The organism is Saccharothrix hoggarensis (genome assembly GCF_052936025.1).
Genome location: NZ_CP193624.1, coordinates 205,743 through 222,748, shown reverse-complemented (window position 1 = coordinate 222,748; position 17,006 = coordinate 205,743). Strand labels below are relative to the sequence as shown.

Annotated in this window: 16 protein-coding genes; 8 read left to right on the top strand and 8 right to left on the bottom strand. The window is 72.1% G+C overall.

The window, feature by feature from the left end; translation table 11 throughout:
- Window positions 1-31: 31 nt before the first annotated feature.
- Both ACRAKH_RS01135 and ACRAKH_RS01130 read right to left on the bottom strand, forming a co-directional pair.
- On the bottom strand, window positions 32-1,291 hold the full coding sequence (locus ACRAKH_RS01135) for a thioester domain-containing protein (protein ID WP_380724854.1): 1,260 nt from the start codon (window positions 1,289-1,291) through the stop codon (window positions 32-34).
- A 390-nt stretch (window positions 1,292-1,681) separates the two neighbouring features.
- Window positions 1,682-2,893, bottom strand: coding sequence for a DNA cytosine methyltransferase (locus tag ACRAKH_RS01130; protein ID WP_380724853.1), 1,212 nt, complete (start codon window positions 2,891-2,893; stop codon window positions 1,682-1,684).
- Between the two features lie 137 nt (window positions 2,894-3,030).
- On the opposite strand from ACRAKH_RS01130, the gene ACRAKH_RS01125 reads away from it, so the two are divergent.
- Window positions 3,031-3,765: a hypothetical protein gene (locus tag ACRAKH_RS01125; RefSeq protein WP_380724852.1), complete on the top strand. Its 735-nt coding sequence runs from the start codon at window positions 3,031-3,033 to the stop codon at window positions 3,763-3,765.
- A gap of 110 nt (window positions 3,766-3,875) precedes the next feature.
- Here ACRAKH_RS01125 and ACRAKH_RS01120 read toward each other — a convergent pair whose 3' ends face one another.
- Together ACRAKH_RS01120 and ACRAKH_RS01115 are read right to left on the bottom strand one after the other, a co-directional pair.
- Entirely contained in the window at window positions 3,876-5,306 is a 1,431-nt protein-coding gene (locus tag ACRAKH_RS01120; RefSeq protein ID WP_380724851.1) for a hypothetical protein, read from the bottom strand.
- Window positions 5,307-5,456: 150 nt separating this feature from the next.
- A complete protein-coding gene (locus ACRAKH_RS01115; protein ID WP_380724850.1) occupies window positions 5,457-5,669 on the bottom strand; it encodes a hypothetical protein in 213 nt (70 codons plus the stop codon).
- A 128-nt stretch (window positions 5,670-5,797) separates the two neighbouring features.
- Here ACRAKH_RS01115 and ACRAKH_RS01110 point away from each other — a divergent pair, with 128 nt between their 5' ends.
- On the top strand, window positions 5,798-6,646 hold the full coding sequence (locus ACRAKH_RS01110) for an NAD-dependent epimerase/dehydratase family protein (RefSeq protein ID WP_447009569.1): 849 nt from the start codon (window positions 5,798-5,800) through the stop codon (window positions 6,644-6,646).
- A gap of 1 nt (window position 6,647) precedes the next feature.
- On the opposite strand, the gene ACRAKH_RS01105 is transcribed toward ACRAKH_RS01110, so the two are convergent.
- Window positions 6,648-7,535, bottom strand: a complete 888-nt coding sequence (locus ACRAKH_RS01105; RefSeq protein WP_380725411.1) for a ribonuclease Z — start codon at window positions 7,533-7,535, stop codon at window positions 6,648-6,650.
- A gap of 17 nt (window positions 7,536-7,552) precedes the next feature.
- Here ACRAKH_RS01105 and ACRAKH_RS01100 point away from each other — a divergent pair, with 17 nt between their 5' ends.
- Complete coding sequence (locus ACRAKH_RS01100) at window positions 7,553-8,371, top strand: serine hydrolase domain-containing protein (RefSeq protein WP_380725409.1); 819 nt, start codon at window positions 7,553-7,555, stop codon at window positions 8,369-8,371.
- A 98-nt stretch (window positions 8,372-8,469) separates the two neighbouring features.
- Here ACRAKH_RS01100 and ACRAKH_RS01095 read toward each other — a convergent pair whose 3' ends face one another.
- From ACRAKH_RS01095 to ACRAKH_RS01085, 3 genes are read right to left on the bottom strand one after another with little or no spacing between them, the layout of a single operon-like run.
- Window positions 8,470-9,432: an NAD(P)-dependent alcohol dehydrogenase gene (locus ACRAKH_RS01095; protein WP_380725407.1), complete on the bottom strand. Its 963-nt coding sequence runs from the start codon at window positions 9,430-9,432 to the stop codon at window positions 8,470-8,472.
- Window positions 9,429-9,653 carry a helix-turn-helix transcriptional regulator gene (locus ACRAKH_RS01090; RefSeq protein WP_380725405.1) on the bottom strand — a complete coding sequence of 75 codons (225 nt, stop codon included), beginning with the start codon at window positions 9,651-9,653 and terminating at the stop codon, window positions 9,429-9,431. Before ACRAKH_RS01090 ends, ACRAKH_RS01095 begins: the two co-directional genes overlap by 4 nt.
- Window positions 9,653-10,072: a hypothetical protein gene (locus ACRAKH_RS01085; RefSeq protein WP_380725403.1), complete on the bottom strand. Its 420-nt coding sequence runs from the start codon at window positions 10,070-10,072 to the stop codon at window positions 9,653-9,655. The genes ACRAKH_RS01090 and ACRAKH_RS01085 overlap by 1 nt, the downstream gene beginning before the upstream one ends.
- A 485-nt stretch (window positions 10,073-10,557) precedes the next feature.
- Between ACRAKH_RS01085 and ACRAKH_RS01080 the strand changes: the two genes are divergently transcribed.
- The 5 genes from ACRAKH_RS01080 (at window position 10,558) to ACRAKH_RS01060 (ending at window position 16,998) form a co-directional block, all read left to right on the top strand.
- Complete coding sequence (locus tag ACRAKH_RS01080) at window positions 10,558-11,274, top strand: Crp/Fnr family transcriptional regulator (protein WP_380725401.1); 717 nt, start codon at window positions 10,558-10,560, stop codon at window positions 11,272-11,274.
- A gap of 97 nt (window positions 11,275-11,371) precedes the next feature.
- Window positions 11,372-12,112: a hypothetical protein gene (locus ACRAKH_RS01075; RefSeq protein ID WP_380725399.1), complete on the top strand. Its 741-nt coding sequence runs from the start codon at window positions 11,372-11,374 to the stop codon at window positions 12,110-12,112.
- Window positions 12,109-14,100 carry a hypothetical protein gene (locus ACRAKH_RS01070; RefSeq protein ID WP_380725397.1) on the top strand — a complete coding sequence of 664 codons (1,992 nt, stop codon included), beginning with the start codon at window positions 12,109-12,111 and terminating at the stop codon, window positions 14,098-14,100. Before ACRAKH_RS01075 ends, ACRAKH_RS01070 begins: the two co-directional genes overlap by 4 nt.
- A 13-nt stretch (window positions 14,101-14,113) precedes the next feature.
- On the top strand, window positions 14,114-15,580 hold the full coding sequence (locus tag ACRAKH_RS01065; protein ID WP_380725395.1) for a hypothetical protein: 1,467 nt from the start codon (window positions 14,114-14,116) through the stop codon (window positions 15,578-15,580).
- Window positions 15,577-16,998, top strand: coding sequence for a DUF4407 domain-containing protein (locus ACRAKH_RS01060; protein WP_380725393.1), 1,422 nt, complete (start codon window positions 15,577-15,579; stop codon window positions 16,996-16,998). The genes ACRAKH_RS01065 and ACRAKH_RS01060 overlap by 4 nt, the downstream gene beginning before the upstream one ends.
- Window positions 16,999-17,006: the final 8 nt, after the last annotated feature.

Sequence of the window (17,006 nt, the reverse complement as noted above, 5' to 3'; positions counted from 1 at the left end):
CCGGGGGGCCGTTCGCGGTCGAGCAGGAGGATCAGGCAGCGCGCTTGCGGCGCAGGAACAGCAGCGCGCCGGCGCCCGCACCGAGCAGGCCGATGCCGATCAGCAGCGGCACGAAGATGGACGCACCGGTGTTGGCCAGGTCGTCCTCACCGCCGCCACCCGCCGGCACCGTGGTGCTGGTGACCGGGGCGTCGGTGGTGGTGGTCGTCGTCTCCGTGGTGGTGGTCGTCGTCGGCGTCGCCTCGGTCGTGGTGGTCACGACCGTGCCCTCGACCCACTCCGCCTTCGCCTTGACCTCGACGTTGACCGGCTCGGAGGTGGCGATCACCAGGGACTGGGTCTCCTGCTTGGGGTTCTCGGAGACGAACAGCCGACCGGAGCGCAGCTTGGCGCCGGCCTTGATGACCAGGTCCAGCTCGCCGACCTGCACACCCTTGTCGACCTTGACCCAGACCTTGGCGGCCTTGGTCGCAGCCGACGCGGACACCTCGCCCGCCTTCACGGTCTTGAACGCCTCGCCGGCCTCGTTGACCAGCGTGACGCCGGCGGGCAGCGAGGTGATCAGCTCGACCTCTTCGGCCGTGGTCGTGATGGTGAAGGGACCGAACGTGGTGCCGATGTCGCCCTTCAGCAGGGCCGGCTCGATGCCGAGGTCCGGCTTGACGTCCTTGATGTCCACGGCCTTGGTGGTCAGGTACTCGTAGACCTTGTAGACCAGCTCGTCGATCGAGCCGTTGGGGGTGTCCTCGTCCTCGGCGGTCGAGTCACCCTTGCGCAGGTCCACGCCGTCGCTGAAGTGCCACACGGCGGCCTGGGTCGCGGCGATGATGGTGCTGCGCCGGAGGTCGCCCAGGCCGTACAGCTCCTCGGCCTGCTCCTCGGTCAGGTGCGGGTAGCTGTTCTGCAGCACCCAGTTGACCAGGCCGGCGTTCTCCTTGAACTTCGTGTTCGGGTTCGGGTGCTTGTCCCACGGCACCTCTTCGAGCTTCTTGCCGTCGTAGAGGGGCGTGGGCAGCTCGACGCAGTAGGCGCGGGCGGTCTGGCCCTGGGCGCCTTCCACGATCTTGAGGCCGATCAGCTCGGCGTTGATCGGGTTGCCGGTCGTGTGGCGCGGCATCTCCACCGGCTTGCCGTCACGTTCCAGGTACACGCCCATGCCCGGCTGGTCCGCGGTCTTGTCCGGCTCGACCTTGACCTTGTCGGCGGCAGCGGCGGGGAGGGCGGACATCAGCACGAGCGAGGCGCCGAGGATCGCAGCGCCGAGGCGCTTGAGAGTCGACCGGGATGCCATGTGTCTCCTTGAGGCTCGCGAGGGTAGCCCGTGGTGTGGTTCAAGGCGGCGGTCCGTGCCATTCGGGGAGCTACCTGGCAGAGCGCTCCGACACCAAATGACAGGAATGGTCCGAACCCTAGCCGACCGGGTTAACTCGAATGGGGAATGGGTAGTACTCTCCGTCGCACTGGCTCCCAGCAGCGGCGACGCAGGTGGGACGTCCACAGTGGATGATCAGCGAGACTCGACGCGCTGTCGAGAACCGGTGCCGGACAGCCGTTTCGGCGCCGACCGAAACGGACACCGAATACTCGTCCATTTGCGTTTCCGCAGATCAGCGGGTCCACTGTGGAACGCACGTATTCAGTGCCCGCCTGTTTCGACGCCACACCGTTGCCAAACGGTGATCTACGCGACCAGCGCGGACGGCGTGACCGGCCGGATGTCGCCCACCCGCAACGACGTTCCGGGCAGGCACAGGTCGCGCGCCGTCGGCGGCTGACCGGTCAGCATCCAGCGCACCATCGCCGCCAGCTGGAACGAGATCAGCGGCGGCACGGCGTCACCCAGGTGGCGGTACGCGTTGCCGATCACCGACACGTCGAAGCGGAACTTGCGCGGGAACCCCTGGAGCAACGCCATCTCCCGAACGGTGCACAGCCGGTGCTGCTCGGGGTGCGCGTAACGGCCGTTGCCGACGTGCCCGCACTCGCGCTTGATCGTCCGCGCGGGCTCGTCCCACCACATCCGGCCGTACACGTCCGGGTGCGAACCCCACTTGCCCTCTTCGATGATCTTGCGCTGGGCGGGGTTCAGCAGCAGTTCGGACGGCGAGCCGACGAGGTCGCCCCACGAGCCGCCGTCGGCCGGGATCGCCCGCATCCGGTCCAGCGACCGGTCCCGGCGGAACGACGGCGACACGTGCATCGCGTCCTCTGGGTGCGCCTCGCCCGCCGCCACCGGCGGCAGCTTGCCGATCGCCCGCCGCACGGTCACCGCGCCCGGCCGGACCTCCCAGCCCTGCCACAGGTCCTCCAGCGTCCGCAGCGGCACGCCCGCGTCCACCGCGACCACCATCGCCCGCTCGCGCAGCTGCGGCAGGCCGAAGCGGGACAGCATGTGCGTGCTCGCGTCCACTTCGTACCCGAGCTCCAGCAGCTGCTCGGCCAACCCGTCCAGGTGGTGTCGCTGCTTGCCCTTGACCAGCTCGCGCGCGTTCTCCAGCACCAGCACCCGCGGCCGGAACTCGGCCACGTACGCGGCGACCCGGCCGACGAGCGAGTTGCGCGGGTCGTCCCGCAGGTGGTTGGCCGGGGCGATCCGGGTGAAGCCCGAGCACGGCGGGCACGCCACGAGCACGTCCAGCTCACCGCGCTGGAGGCCCCAGACCTGCCGCAGCACGGCCGGGTCGAGCCGGCCGAGGTCGACCTGCAGGGGGTCGACGCCGATGTTGTCGCGGTAGATGCCGTTGCAGCGCAACGACCCCAGCCGGGACGACGGCTTGCCGATCTGCGCGTCGGCCGCGCCGACGATGGTGAAGTCCCGGTGCGCTTGGAAGCCGAGGCTCATGCCACCGGCGCCGGAGAACAGGTCGACGACTTTGAAGGTGGGTCCGCGCACCGCGCGATCGTACGGTGGTCACCCCACCCCCCGGCGAGTGATCCCACCGGTACCGATCCGGAAAATCGCGTAACTTGCGCGCCATGGAGCTCCCACCTGCGTGGCAACGGCCGGATCCGTTGCGTGGACTGGAGGACATGCCCTGGTCGGTTCTCGCCCACGGTGCGGGGGTGGACGACCTGATGCGACGGGTGGTGCGAGGCGAGCGGGTGACCCGTGAAGTGGCCTGTCAGGCCCTCGCGGACCGGCTGCTCGTCGACGACACGGTGTCCGAGGCCAGCGCGTGGGCCGTGCCGTTCCTGGCCGAGATGGGCGCGAGCTACCAGGTGCCCGCCGACAGTCGCGATCGGGTGATTTTCCTGCTGGCCGCGATGGCGTTGGCGAGCGCCGGTTTCACCGACGACGGCAGGCGCACCCGCCGCCGGTGGAACGCGCTGGGGCGCGAGCTGCCCCGTCGGCCACCGGACTGGATCACCCAGACGCGGTACGAGGTGGCCAAGGGGGCGCCCAAGGTCTTCGACGCCCTGGCGAGCGCGGAGGTGGCGTGCTCGATGGCGCTGGCCATCGCGGTGCCCGAGGTCGTGCCGCGGCACGTGGTGGAGGTGGCGGAGGCGATCGCGTCGGCGGACCGCTCGCCGCGGCTGCTGGCCCAGGCCGCCCGGGTGGTGCTGCACCTGGTGGACGGCGAGCCGGTCACGCCCGCGCTGCTGCGCGTCACGGCGCAGGGGCACACGGAGATGCTGCGCGCCTACCGCGACAAGGCGTACCCGCCCAACCAGCCGCCCGAGGTGACGTTGCAGCTGATGGGGTACCGGTACGCGTTCCTGGCCGCCTACGGGGACGACCAGGAGGGCGTGACGATCACACCGTGACGGCGGGTGGTCGCCGGGGTGGTCGCGGCGTCCCGGCCGCCCCGGGGAACCAGGGCGGCCGGGAACCAGGGCGGCCGGGAACCAGGGCGGCCGGGACGCGACGACGGCGATCAGGCCGTGACGGCGTCGAACTCCACGACCGCGGCGACGGCCTCCTCGTCGGCGATCGGCACGGCGGGTTCCAGCGGGCCGAGGGCGGTGCCCCACTCCTGGTCCGCCAGCGCGAACGCGGCGACGGTCAGCGCGACCACGGGACGGCCGGGAGGCAGCTGGTCGGCGAAGAAGTCCAGCTCCAGCCGGGCGCCGAGCGGTGACGGGCGCAGGCGCAGCACGCCGTGCGGCGTCTCCTCCGGGTGGGCGAACCGGCACGACCACTCGGTGAACACGATCGACCGCTCCACCACCTCGCTCGGGTTCACCGCGCGGACGTTGGCGCCGACCGACCCGTGCCGGTAGTCGTCCGCCGCCGAGACCAGCAGCTCCTCGAACTCGATGGACGACACCCCGAGGTCGTGCCCGGCGACCAGGGCGACCTGCACCAGGGACAGCGGCAGCTGCGGGAGGGCGTCCTCGAAGCACACCATCGCGCCGCCGTACCGGGTGTTGATCTCGGTGGGCAGGAAGCCGTCCGCGGTGGCGATGCCGTCGAGCGTGAACGTGCCGCGGTAGTCGACGGTCTCGCGCAGCCGCTCGCCGACCCGGCGGGCCAGGTTCCGCATCTCCTCGCGGATGCGGGCGGGCGGGTCGTAGTACGACGCGCACCCCGCGTACAGGAACCGGGCCTGGCCGGCGCGGCGCGGGACGACCATCTCGATCGGCCGCAGCACGGCGGTGCCGTCCGGGAACACGATCCCGTGCACGCTCACCGGGATGCCTTCCAGGAACGGCATCACGCGGACGAAGTCGCACTTCGGCGCGAGCACCTCGAAGGCGTCCAGCGCCTCCTGCCGGTCGCGGACGCGGCGGACGAAGTTCGCGCCGCCGTTGATCGCGGGACCGTCGCCGGACCACACGACGCCCGAGCCGCGGTCGAGCCGACGGGTGGCCGCCCACAGGGCGTCGAAGTCGAGGTCGAGCACGACGGCGGGCGCGCGGGGCGCGGACAGCTCGTCCCACAGCGCGTCGATGGTGGTCTTGTTCTCCAGCTCCACCCACTCGGGGCGGCGGGCGTTGAGCACCGGCCGGCCCGCGAACTCGGGCGTGTGGACGTACGGGGTGCTGATCACCAGCGCCTCGCCGTCCGGGTCGAAGTCCTCCAGCACCTCGCGGACCTTGCGGTTGGGCGAGGTGAGCAGCTTGGTGAGCCGGTTCTGCTCGACGGCGACGAACCCGCCGGCGATGCCGAGCGGCACCCACCGGGCCACGTCCGAGTCGTGCAGCGGCGCGTGGTCGTCCGTCGAGAGCACGAGCGTATGGCGGGCGCCGAGCTGGTGCAGCTCACCGGCGCGACTACTCAGCCGAGTGCCGCCCGCGAGCACGACCAACCGGTCGCCGAACAGGGTGCCGAGGCGCGCTTGAAGCGCGGAAAGGACATGATCCATCGCCGAGAACTCGCTTTATGAGAAGCAGACGAGACAACCGGCGAGCGCCGGGTGCCACGCACTGTAGAGGCAGGCGATGGGATCGGCCTAGCACGGTCCGGCAACGACCGGATGAAACTTGCCGATGGGATCAGGGACGGGTGCGCGAGATCATCGAGCGGCGTCGCGAAGTACCTGGTCAACCCGGCTCAGGAAGGCGCGGGGGCCCTTGGCCTTGGGGAAGGGGAGGGTGAGGCCGAACAGCGTGTCGTCGACCGACGGCGGCGCGGCGGCCACGATGGCCGCGGCGGTCTCCAGGAAGCGCTGCCGCTTGGCCTCGTGCACGGCGTACTCGGCGAGAACGCCCTCGATGCTCGTGTGCATGGCTGGATGCGGGTAACTCACTTGGGTTGTATCGGCCCCACCGGTCCACACCTTTAGGGGCAATTCCCACCAGATTGATGACCGCCGGTCGAGTGGCTGACCACGGGGATCGTGCTGGGATGACGCCCATGCGCGTTCTGGTCACCGGTTCCACCGGGTACGTCGGACGGGTGGTCTTCGCGGCGTTGGCGGCCGCCGGCCACACGCCCGTCGCCTTGTCGGGTGATGTCCGGACGTGCGCGGGCCTCGACGCGTTCGGCGACCTCGACGCCGTCGTCCACCTCGCCGGACTGGGCCGCGTGCGCGAGTCGTTCGCCGACCCCGTGCGGTACTACGACGTCAACGTGGGCGGCACGGTGAACCTGCTGCGGTCGCCGCCGCCGAGGTTCGTGCTGGCGTCGACGGCCGGCGTGTACGGCGCGCCCGGCGTCGCCGTGATCGACGAGGACTGCCCCCGCTCGCCCGCCAACCCCTACGCGGCCTCGAAAGCCGCCGCCGAGGACGTGCTGGCGTGGGCCGCGGCGGCGGGACGGGTCGGCGCGGTGGCGTTGCGGCTGTTCAACGTCGCGAGCGGCGGGGACGTAGACGACACGCGCCTGGTCACCAGGGCGTGCGGCGCGGCGTCCGGGCGGCTGCCGGCCGTGGAGGTGTTCGGCGACGGGTCGGCGGTGCGGGACTTCGTGCACGTGCGGGACGTGGCGCGGGCGTTCGTGACGGCGGTGGAGCGGTGCGGCGAGGGGTACGCGGCGCTCAACGTGGGCGGCACGCCGGCGAGCGTGGCCGACGTGCTGGCCGCCGTGACGCGGGTGACCGGCCGGCCGGTGCCCGTCGTGCCGCGGCCCGCGCACCCCGGCGAGGCGCCGGAACTCCGCGCGGACACGACCCGGTTGCGCGCGTGGGGCTGGCGGCCGGCGGAGTCGGACCTCGACACCCTGATCCGCGACCAGTGGGCGGCCGAGCGTCCACACCGGACCTGAGTCACGCCCGCCGGCGCGGCACGCCGACCCGGTCCAGGTCGGCGGCCACGACGATCTCGCCGTCGAACACCTCGGCGGCCTCGGCGTGGAACAGGGACGGGTCGGTGTAGCGCTGCGAGAAGTGGGTGAGCACGAGCTTGCACACGCCGCTCTCGGCCGCCACGCGGGCGGCCTGGCGCGCGGTCAGGTGGCCGTACTCGGTGGCGAGCGGTTCGTCGGGGTGGAGGTAGGTCGACTCGATGACGAGCAGGTCGGCGCCCTCCGCCAGCTCGAAGACCCCGTCGCACAGCCGGGTGTCCATGACGAACGCGAACCGCTGCCCCCGGCGCGGCACGCTCACCTCGTCCAGCAGGGGCGGTTGGAGGGCGCGGATCGCCGGGCCCCGGATGCCGCGCTCGGCCAGCAGCGCGGGGACCATCGTGCGGCCGTCCGGCTCGACCAGGCGGTAGCCGTAGGCGGGCAGGGTGTGGTCCAGCCGGCGGGCTTCGAGGCGGCCGAACGCGCCCTCGGCGATCACGCCCGGCCCGGTGACCGGGTGCGCCCGGACGTCCACCACGTCGTGGAACGAGCTGGCGTGCCGCAGCCGGTCGAAGAACTCGGCGCCCTCCGCCGGGAAGTGCGCGTGCACGGGGTGCGGCACGCGGTCGAGCGACATCCGCTGGACGACGCCGGGCAGGCCGAGGCAGTGGTCGCCGTGGAAGTGGGTGACGAACAGCCTGGTGACGTCGTTCGCCGCGACGCCGGCGCGCAGCATCTGCCGCTGCGTGCCCTCTCCCGGGTCGAACAGGAAGCCCTCGGCGTCCCAGCGCAGCAGGTACCCGTTGTGGTTGCGGGCGCGGGTCGGCACCTGACTAGAAGTGCCGAGCACGACCAGCTCTCGTGGTGACACGTGGCAGAGTTTGCGGCATGGAGAGCTTGCGGGCGGTGTCATCGTGGCCGGTGGAGACGGCGGCGGCGGCCGTGGTCGACGTGCGGGGCGAGGTGCTCGGCGCGCACGGACCGGTCGACCTCCGGTTCCCGCTGGCGTCGGTGACGAAGCTGCTGACGTCGTACGCGGTGCTGGTGGCGGTGGAGGAGGGCGCGGTCGAGTGGGACCAGCCGGCCGGGCCGGAGGGCTCGACGGTGCGGCACCTGATCGCGCACACGTCGGGCCTGGCGTTCGACTCGGACGACGTGCAGGCCGCGCCGGGGGCCAAGCGGATCTACTCGAACACCGGGTTCGGCGTGCTGGCCGACTTCGTGGAGGCGGCGACCGAGATCCCGTTCGCGCGGTACCTGGCGGAGGCGGTGTTCGCGCCGCTGGGCATGGCGTCGTCCACGTTGGACGGCTCGGCCGGCGCGGGCGGCACGTCCACCGCGTCCGACCTGGTGCGGTTCGCGGCGGAGGTGCAGGCGCCGAAGCTGGTGTCGGCCGAGCTGGTGGCGGAGGCGACGTCGGTGGCGTTCCCGGGCCTGCGCGGGGTGCTGCCGGGGTTCGGTCTGCAGAAGAACAACGACTGGGGGCTCGGGTTCGAGATCCGGGCGGACAAGTCGCCGCACTGGACGGGCGCGTCCAGCTCGCCGCGCACGTTCGGGCACTTCGGGCAGAGCGGCACGTTCCTGTGGGTCGACCCGGACGCGGGCGTGGCGTGCGTGGCGTTGACCGACCGCAAGTTCGGCGAGTGGGCCGTGACGGCGTGGCCCGCGTTCACCGACGGGGTGCTGGCGGAGCTGGGCAAGGGCTGACCCGGCCGCTACCCGGTCGCCACCGGCTGTCACGGCCGCTACCAGCGGATTTCCGGCCCTTGGGGCTGTCTCCGCGCGCGGGCGCAGCCCCACGTCCACTACGGCGTGACGACCGCGTGCCCCCGGACCCGGCCTCGCCGCACGTCCTCGATCGCGGTCGCGGCTTCGGCGAGCGGGTAGGTGCGGTCCAGCACGGGCGTGAGGTGCCCGGCCTCGATGAGGTCGCGGAGCAGCACCAGGTCGTCGAGCCGGTCGCGGTGCACGAGCGGCCGTGCCTTGATGCCGAGGAACGGCGCCGCGACGAGCGCGCGGAGCCACCGGTCGGTGCCCATGAACCACCGCCCGCCCGTGCCGCCGACGAGGACGAGCGTGCCGCCCGGCTTCAGCACCCGCCGGCACGTGCCCAGCGGCGGGTTGCCGTAGATGTCCAGCACCACGTCGAAGCCGGTCACGCTCAACGGCCCGGCCGCGTGGTCCAGCACGTGGTCCGCGCCGAGGTCGCGCACCAGGTCGGCCTTGGCCGCACCGCACACCGCCGTCACCTCGGCGCCGTAGTGCTTGGCGAGCTGCACGGCGTACGTGCCGACGCACCCGGACGCGCCGGTGACGAGCACCTTCTGGCCGGCCGCCACCCGTCCGCGGTCCCGAACCGCCTGCAGCGCCGTGAACCCGGCGATCGGCACCGCGGCCGCCTGCTCGGCGGTGAGGTTCGCGGGCTTGGCGGTGAGCTGCCCCGCCGGCACCGCGGCGTACTCGCGGAACGCGCCGGCGCACCACCCGAACACCTCGTCGCCGACGGCCGGCGACGTCACGTCCTTCCCCACCGCTTCGACCGTGCCGGCCACCTCCAGCCCCGGCACGCGGTTGCGGGGCCGGCGCACGCCGACCGCGAACCGCGCCGCGTAGGGCAGGCCGCGGAGCAGGTGCCAGTCGGAGCCGGAGACCGCGGCGGCGTGGACGCGCACCAGCACGTCGCCGTCGCCGACGGTGGGCTTGTCGACCTCGCGGACCCGGAGGACGTCCTCGGGGTTGCCGTACGCGTCCTGGATGACCGCTCTCACGACTCGTCCTCCGGGTACTGGAACACGTCGCCGAGCGGCACGCCGAACACCCGGGCGATCTGGAACGCCATCTCCAGCGACGGCGAGTACCGGCCCTGCTCGATGGCGATGATGGTCTGGCGCGTGACGTCGACGCGCCGGGCCAGCTCGGCCTGCGTCATCTCCCCGTGCGCGAAGCGGAGGGCGCGGATCGAGTTGGTGATCCTGGTCGGCTTGCCCACTAGAACCCCCGCCGGTACGCGACGAGCTTCACCGACGCGCCCACCACGGCCCACAGCGTGAAGACGGCGTAGATCGCGTTGGCGATCCAGAAGTGCCGCGCCTCCCCCAGCGCCAGCGCGAGCGGCACGACCATCCCGGCGCCCAACACCACCGCGGCCACGTGCTCGCCGAACCGGTTGACCTCGCGGTCCCGCTCGTCCGGCCGGTGCCGGTCGCTCGGCCGGACCGCCTCCAACGCCACCCGGCCGACGACGGCCAGGACGACGGACGTCCCGATCGCCCACAGCATCGGCCCGGCGTGCGGCACGTCGACCAGCGCGCCGTCACCGACCCGGCCCAGGACCACCACCACGTACCCGACGTAGGTCAGCAGGCTGACCACCAGGTACACCCACGTCCCCTTCTCCTCGTACGACACGCGCACTCCCCCCGCGTAAAGGAAACTAGACACGACTCAACGTAAGGTCCGCTTGACATGATGTCAAGCATCCTTGACATCGCGCCCGCCGTCCGACGACGCGGAACGCGATCGGAAATCACCTTTCGGGCGCCGTGACGAATCACCGTCGAGCCGTCGTGAATTCTCCGTCAAAGGGAATACGGACAATCTCCGGCGGCGACCCGGCGCGACCCTGAGTTGATCTTCCGAATAGTGGTCGCGCCAGTCTCGCGAACCGCACCGCAGTGGCCTGAGCTGGATCTTCACCGGCAAGAACCAATAGCACCACCCGAAAGCACGCACTTCTCGCGACCAGGTAACCTTCCGCCTCACCCACAGTCGGAACACCGACCCGATAAGTACCGAATCGGATGTACGGGTGGGTAACTCTAGGTATGAACCGTCACTCACCGAGGTGTTCGACGTGACGGTTCTCGCTGCAGAACGGCGACGGGAGACCTGCGTTGTCCCAAGCACCGAGCCGACACGGGTGGCTGCCCGGCACGTACCTCTCCCGGCTCGCCCCCGGCCTCCGGGACGAGCTGCTCAGCCTCGGCGGGCAACGCGTCGTGCGCGCCAACGAGCTGCTGACCCGCCAGGGCGAGCGGGAGACGGGCGTGTTCCTGCTCCGCTCGGCGACGTCCGGCGGCGCGGTGTGCGCGAAGGTCACCCGGCTCGTGCGCAACGGCTCGGAAGCCCTGCTCGGCGTCCGCGTCGCGGGTGACGTGATCGGCGAGGGCGCGGCGCTGCGGGAGGACCGGACCCGGTCCGCCACCGTGACCGCGTGCGCCGACCTCCTCGTGCAGGTCGTCGAACGGCGGCAGTTCCTGGCGTACCTGCACCGCAACCCCGAGGCGTGGCAGGCGTTGTGCGCCCTGATCTCCGACCGCCTCGACTGGGCGAACCGCAGGCGCGCCGACTTCGGCTCGTACGACGTGAAGGTCCGGCTCGTGCGGGTGCTGCTCGACCTCGCCCAGTCGCACGGCGTGCCGGGGCCGCTCGGCATGGACCTCGGCGTCGACGTCTCCCAGGAGGAGCTGGGCCGGCTCATCGGGGCCAGGCCGGACGCGGTGGGCGCCGCGTTGAAGGCGTTGAAGGCCAACGGCCTGGTGACGTCGCGCTACCGCGGCGTCCGCATCCGCGACCTGGACGCGTTGCGCCGCGTCGCCGACGGCGACTGACCCGACCGGTTCCCCGAACTCCTGATTTATCCGAGGTCTGCGGCCCGCCGGGCACGCAGACTCCTCGCCACACCACCACGACGCGGAGGAAGCCACCGTGGACGACGACTTCACCCGCCGCGTCCTGCTCAGCCTGGACGTGGAGAACTACAGCGCACGCACCGACGTCGACCAGTACGGGGTGCAACGCGCCCTGGTGACCGTGGTGGAGGACGCCGCCGCGCGCGCCGGCTTCGACCGCTCGCGGTGGAAGGTCCAGGGTTCCGGTGACGGCGAGCTGGCGGTGCTGCCCGCCGACACCGCGGAGAAGCGGGTCGTCGACGACCTGCCGCGGGCGTTGGTGGACGCGCTGGCGGCCCACAACGGCACGGCGCGGCGGGAGCTGAAGCTGCGGCTGCGCGTGGCCGTCCACCAGGGACTCGTGCGGGCGACGCCCGGTGGTTACGCCGGCGCGGGCGTCGTGGCCGTGAGCCGGATGGTCGACAGCGCGCCCGGCCGGCTGGCGCTCAGGGCGTGCCCGGACGTGGACCTGGTGATCCTGCTGTCGCCGCTGCTGTACGCGGACCTGGTGGTGCAGGGCCACACCCGTCTGTCCACTGAGGACTTCCGAGAGGTGCCCGTGGTCGCGAAGACGTTCCGGGGCACGGCCTGGCTGCACGTGCCGGGCCTCGACGTGCACGCCCTGCGGCTCGACCAGCCCGCGGACACCGTCGCGGAGGCCGCGCCCGAGCCCGCGCCGGTCGAGCCGCCCGCCACCGGTGGCCACAACACCACCGTGCACGGCGGCGTGCGCGGCCGGAACGTCGTCATCGGCGTGCAGAACAGGATCGGCCGGTGACGGCGGAGCACGCGCCGGCCGAGGACGTCGAGGACGCCGGCGAGAGCCCGGCCTCGGCGTACGACCGGGGGATGCTGAACGACGTCCAGGTCAACCTGTACAGCCCGCGGTTCGAGCACGCCGTGCTGGGCGCGCAGACCGTGGGCGGGTGGTCCGCGAGACCCCTCACCCGCGCCACCGGCCGCGTGGACGACAGCGACCTGGCCGCGCTCGCCCGGTTCGTCAGCCCCGAGGGCTTCGGGCCCGCCTCGGAACGGCTCGCCGAGGAGCACCTCCTCGTCCTGTGCGGCGCCCCCGGCACGGGCAAGCGCTCGTCGGCGCTGGCGCTGCTGCGCGAGGTCACCGACCAGCCGCTCTACCTGATGTCGCCGCACGTCTCCCCGGCCGACCTGGAGGAGTACGAGTTCGACCGCGACTGCGGGTACCTCGTGGTCGACCGGGTCGCCGAGCACGGCGTCGAGTCGGACTTCGAGTGGCGGGTGGTGCGGGACCGCGTCCGCGAGCGCGGGTGCTACCTGGTGATCACGGAACCGCCGCTGACCGCCGAGGGCGTCGAGCGCGCCTGCCACCTCGCGTGGCGACCGCCCGCCGCCGAGCACGTCCTGCGCGCGTACTGGCGCGGCACGCTGCCCGACGACGAGGAACCCGTGCTGCGCGAGGCGCTGGCGTCGATCGACAGCGTCCGCGACGTGGTCGGGCTGGCCCGGCGGCTGGACGAGGGCCTGCCGCTGGACGAGGCCCTGGCGCACCTCGACACGCGGGTCCGCGTCGAGGTGGAGGAGTGGTTCGAGGGCCTGGACCGGCGGCGGCTGCTGGAGGTCACCACGCTCGCGTTCGCGATCGGCGTGGACGAGCGGACGTTCGAGGCCTCCCTGCGGGTGCTGAAGGAGGAGCTGGACCGGAGCCTGCCGGGCGCGTCCGACGACGACGTGGAGCCCGACCGACTGCCGCAGCTGCGGCGGAGCCTGCTGACCAACGAGCTGGTGGCCACCGAGACGCTGCACACCGAGCTGGGCACGCGCGGCGCGCTGAAGTTCGCCAAGCCCGAGTACCACCGGCACGTGCTGGCGCAGCTGTGGCAGCGCATGGACGTCGGGTTCTGGGACGCGGTGGTCGAGTGGCTCGACCGGATCGTCACCGAGGTGCGGTACGAGGTGCCGGTCGCGCTGGGCCTCGCCGAGCTCGCCGCCATCGCCCTGGACGAGGTGGTGCCCGTGCTGGACCGCTGGGCGCGTGGCGCCCGACGTGCGGCGGGTCAGCGCGTGGCCGTCTACGCGTTGCACCTCATGGCCTACGACGAGCTGCTGGCGCCCAGCGCGCTGAAGATCGCCGACGGCTGGGTCGACCGGGGCAAGCCGCAGCAGCGGTGGGTGGCCGCGATGGCGTTCATCGGCGGGCTCGGCGTCCGGTACCCGCACGACGCGCGGCGCCGGCTCTGGCAGGTGTGCGCCCAGTCGCACGCCGTCGACGGCGACGTCGAGCACGTGTTCGGCGAGCTGTTCGCCGCGCTCGTCCGCGACACCGGCAACGCGCACCTCGTCCTGGACTTCCTGTGGGCCAAGGTGGAGCGCTTCACCGCGCCGGGCGCCCGGCCGGCGAGCCGTGCCGTGGCCGTGCGGACCGCGCTGGCCGTGCTGGAGTCCCGCAAGCCCGGCACCAAGCGGTCCGCGGTCCTGCTGCACCTCGAAGACCACCCGGAGCACGCCGACGTCGTGGTCCGCCTGCTGGCGAACGTGCTGGTGTTCCGGCCGGCGCGGCTGCGGGCCATCAACGCGCTGCGGTGGCTGCTGCAGGACATGGCCCACAACGACCCGCACGCGCGGACCAGCGCCAAGGCGTTGGGCGTGACGCTGCGCGCCACCCTGCCGCCCGGAGAGCACGACGTGCTGGCCACCGACTTCCGGGTCGTGGCCGCGCGCAGGAAGGACACCGACATCAAGTCCTTAGTGGACGCCGTTCTCGACGCGCTCAAGGGACGCGTCTCCTGACTTGGAGCACCGCATGGAGAAGCAGCCGTACCCGGTGATCGACGAACGCGTGCTCGAACCGCTGCCGCCCAAGCGGCTGTTCAGCCGCAACCGCGGGCGCACGCGGGCGGAGGTGCCGTTCGTGCCCGCCGGTCACCAGCTGGTGTACCGCACGCGCAACCTCTACGTGCTGGACACGACCGACCTGCCCCTCGACTCGCCGACGGTGGTGGAAGCGTCGCACGTGTCGCTGGTCGACGTCACCGCGGACACCGAGGTGGTCGCCGAGATCGTCATCCCGTCGCGTGACGCCGCGAACTTCACGCTCCGCGTGGCGTTCCTGTGCACCGTGACGGACCCGGTGGCCGTCGTCCGCACGGGCGGCAGCGACGCCGCCGCCATGCTGGCCGGCTACCTCAAGGGCCACCAGCGGATCTTCCAGCTGGGCCTCGACTACGACCTCAAGGACATCAACGACCTGCGCCGCAAGCTCGACGCGCAGATCAGGGCGTACCACACGATCGAGCCGCCGGACTTCAGCGGACTGGCCGTCACCCTCGCCAGCGTCGAGGTGATGACGCCGACGCAGGTGGCCGAGCTGGTGGCGAAGCTGCGCGAGGCGCAGCAGACGCACACCGTGAAGACGACCCAGCTCACCCACGACCACCGGCTGGACGAGCTGGAACTGGACCACCGCCGGACCCGTGAGCGGCAGGACACCGAGCACACGCGGTCGCTCGACGCGATGCGGCGCGAGCACGCCCGCGACGAGCTGCGGAAGACGTCCGAAGCCGTGGGCGCCGACCCCGTCGCCGCGATCTACCTCGCCCACGCGGCCGGCGAGCTGAACGCGCGGGAGGTCGCGGACCAGCTGCGCCTGCTGCGGGAGCGCGAGATCGAGCAGGACCGCGAAGACCTGCGGCTCGCCGTCGACCACGAGCGGACGCAGGAGCGGCTGCGGTGGGAGGCCGAGCGGGCCGACGCGCTGCACCGGCAGAAGACCGAGCTGCGCCGCGAGGTCTGGTCGCGGGAGGACCGCCGGTGGGAGATCGAGGCGGAGGCGAAGCGGCTGGACGCGCAGCGCGTGTTCGCCCACGAGGAGTCGCGCGCGAGGTGGGAAGCCGAGCGCGCCGACGTGCGGCGGGAGGAGGAGTGGAAGCGCGAGGACCGGCTGCTGGAGAACGAGGCGGTGATGAAGACGCTGAGGGCGCGGACGGAGGTGATCCAGGAGCTGGCCCGGCACGGTCACCTGGACACCGCGAACCTCGGCCCCGGCCTCGACCGGCTGATCACCGACCTGCTCGTCGGCGCCGCGCCCGCGCTGGGCGCGTCCGAGGACCGTGCGATCGCGCCGACCGAACCCGAGGCCCCGGCCACCCCCACGCCGTCCGGGCCCGGTGCCGGTCCCGGACCCAGTTCCGGTACCGGTCCTGGTCCTGGCCCCGGTCCTGCCGACGCCGACTTCGTGGACGACGACCGGAACACGAAGGTGGAGGCATGACCGCACTGGACGAGCGAGCGTCCACCGAGGAGCTGCCCCCGGTCGGCAGACGGGTCAACCCGGAACCACCGCCCGTCGACCGCCCGGTGCGGGCGTCGCTGCCGAACGACGTCGCGATCGGGGCGTTGCGCCCGGTGATGCCGCAGCGGGGCGTGCCCCGGTTGCTGCGACGGGTGATCGGCGTCAACGAGGACGTGCTGGACTGGGTGCCCGAGGAACGGCCGCGGTACACGCGCCTGGGGCTGATCGTGCTCAACACGGGCCTGCTGGCGGCGGTGTCGATGCACATGGCGCTGGTGAGCGTGCTGGGCCACCACTGGTGGCTGCTGTTCGCCGACCTGATGTGGGCGGTGATCATCGTGACCGCCGACAGCTGGCTGATCTCCAGCACGCACGGGGCGGCGCGCACGTCGTTGTTCCGCACCTACCTGCCCCGGCTGGTGCTCTCGTTGCTGCTGGGCGCGGTCATCGCCGAGCCACTGGTGCTCGCGGTGTTCCACCAGTCGATCGACAACGAGATCAGCGAACAACGCAAGGCGGAGGTCGACGTCTACGAGGGGACGTTGAAGCGCTGCAACCCGCCGTCGGGCGAGGTCCTGGCCGACCCGTCGTGCGCCGGTTTCCTGGTCGTCATCAGCGAACGCCCGCAAGCCGTCGTCGACGAGCTGGCGCGCGCGACGACGAACCGCGACGCCCTGAAGGTCAAGGTCGGCGAGGCCGACGCCCGCCTGGCCGAGCTGGAGCGACTGGCGCGCGACGAGTGCGCGGGCCGCGTCGGCCCGGGCCTGACCGCCGTCCCCGGCGAGGGCCCCGAGTGCATCCGCAACCGCGACAAGGCAGACGAGTTCCACCGCGACAGCCGACTCGACCAGCTGCACGCGGATCTCGTCACCGCCGACCGCACCGTCTCCGAGCTGACCGCGAAGGTCGCCGACGCGAGCAGTCGCACCGAACGCGAAATCAGCTCCGCCATCACCGCGAAGGTCGACGAGAAGCGGGCGAACCTGACCGAACGCGGGCTGTTGGACGAGTTCGAGGCGTTGGGCAGCTTGTCGTCGAAGCACTTCACGGTCCTCATGGCGCACTTGCTGCTGGCGTTGCTGCTGATTGCGCTGGACTGCCTGCCGGTGCTCAGCAAGATGATGAGCGCGAGCACCGAGTACGACGCGAGGCTGCGCCGCCAACTGGACGTCTCCGGCCGCCTCCACGACCTCCAGCTGCGGGCGAGCGAGAAGCGCGACTCGGTCGACTTCGAACTCCAGGAACTCCGGTTCCGGCAGAAGCTCCGGACCGGGATCGAGGAGATCGGCGGCGAGGACCGAACCGCCAAGGCCCGCCGGAGGATGGAGGTGGACGCCCAGATCGACCGCCTGGCAGCCACCCTCGAAGCCGCCCGGACCACCTCCCCCTCGAACTGAAGCCAGGC

Excerpts from the sequence above, each read along its gene's own strand:
- ACRAKH_RS01135 (WP_380724854.1), bottom strand. The coding sequence starts at position 1,291 with ATGGCATCCCGGTCGACTCTCAAGCGCCTCGGCGCTGCGATCCTCGGC.
- ACRAKH_RS01125 (WP_380724852.1), top strand. The coding sequence starts at position 3,031 with ATGCCCTGGTCGGTTCTCGCCCACGGTGCGGGGGTGGACGACCTGATG.
- ACRAKH_RS01120 (WP_380724851.1), bottom strand. The coding sequence starts at position 5,306 with ATGGATCATGTCCTTTCCGCGCTTCAAGCGCGCCTCGGCACCCTGTTC.
- ACRAKH_RS01115 (WP_380724850.1), bottom strand. The coding sequence starts at position 5,669 with ATGCACACGAGCATCGAGGGCGTTCTCGCCGAGTACGCCGTGCACGAG.
- ACRAKH_RS01110 (WP_447009569.1), top strand. The coding sequence starts at position 5,798 with ATGCGCGTTCTGGTCACCGGTTCCACCGGGTACGTCGGACGGGTGGTC.
- ACRAKH_RS01100 (WP_380725409.1), top strand. The coding sequence starts at position 7,553 with ATGGAGAGCTTGCGGGCGGTGTCATCGTGGCCGGTGGAGACGGCGGCG.
- ACRAKH_RS01065 (WP_380725395.1), top strand. The coding sequence starts at position 14,114 with ATGGAGAAGCAGCCGTACCCGGTGATCGACGAACGCGTGCTCGAACCG.
- ACRAKH_RS01060 (WP_380725393.1), top strand. The coding sequence starts at position 15,577 with ATGACCGCACTGGACGAGCGAGCGTCCACCGAGGAGCTGCCCCCGGTC.